Source organism: Pyxidicoccus caerfyrddinensis (genome assembly GCF_010894405.1).
GTDB classification, from domain to species: Bacteria; Myxococcota; Myxococcia; order Myxococcales; family Myxococcaceae; genus Myxococcus; species Myxococcus caerfyrddinensis.
In genome coordinates this window covers 1-1,048 of the sequence record NZ_JAAIYA010000106.1, presented here as the reverse complement: position 1 = coordinate 1,048, position 1,048 = coordinate 1, and the positions used below count along the sequence as shown (strand labels likewise).

Genomic DNA, 1,048 nt, shown 5'->3' with positions numbered 1-1,048 from the left:
TCGAGGGCCTCATCGGCCTGTTCGTCAACACCCTCGCGGTGCGCACTGACTTGTCCGGCGACCCGACCTTCCAGCAGCTCGTGGGCCGCGTCCACGAGACGGCCCTGGGCGCCTTCGCCCACCAGGAGCTGCCCTTCGAGAAGCTGGTGGAGGTCCTCCAGCCCTCCCGCCACCTCAACGTCCCGCCGCTGTTCCAGGTGATGTTCGTCCTGCAGAACGCGCCGCTGCCGCCCGTGCAGCTTCCCGGCCTGCTCATGCACGCGCAGCCGGTGGACTCAGGCGCGGCCCGCTTCGACCTGACGCTGATTGCCGCCGAGGACCCGAAGGGCCTGCGCCTCACCGCGGAATACAGCACGGACCTCTTCGACGAGCGCACGGTGGCGCGGCTGCTGGCGCACTTCCACACGCTGCTGCAAGGCGTGGCGGCCCGGCCCGAAGCGCGCCTGTCCGAGCTGCCACTCATGGACGAGGCCGAGCGCCACCAGGTGCTGCTCGGCTGGAACAACACACGCTCCGACTACCCGCGCGACGCCACCATCCACGCGCTGTTCCAGGCGCAGGCCCGGCTCACGCCCGACGCGGTGGCCCTCGTGTCCGGCGCGGAGCACCTCACCTACCGCCAGCTCGACGAGCGCGCCAACCAGCTCGCGCACCACCTGCGCTCGCTGGGCGTCGCTTCTGGGACGCCGGTCGCCGTGGGACTGGAGCGCTCCTTCGAGCTCATCATCTGCCTGCTCGGCATTCTCAAAGCGGGCGGGGCCTACGTGCCCCTGGAGACGGCCTACCCGCGCGAGCGGCTCGCGCTGCTGCTGGAGGACTCGGGCGCCGCGCTGCTGCTCACCAACTCCCGTCTCGCCAGCCGCCTGCCGCCCTTCTCCGGCCGCACGGTGCTGCTGGACGCGGAGTCCACCCTCCTCGCGCGCCAGCCCACCCACGCTCCCGAGTCCCCAACACAGGCCCTGGGGCTGGCCTACGTGATGTTCACCTCCGGCTCCACCGGCAGGCCCAAGGGAGTGATGGTGCCGCACCGGGGCGTGGTGCGCCTGGT

The 1,048-nt window shown here is 71.7% G+C and carries 1 protein-coding gene; it reads left to right on the top strand.

The window, feature by feature from the left end:
- A partial coding sequence (locus G4D86_RS51695) for an AMP-binding protein (protein ID WP_164003091.1) occupies window positions 1-1,048 on the top strand: 1,048 nt, incomplete at both ends.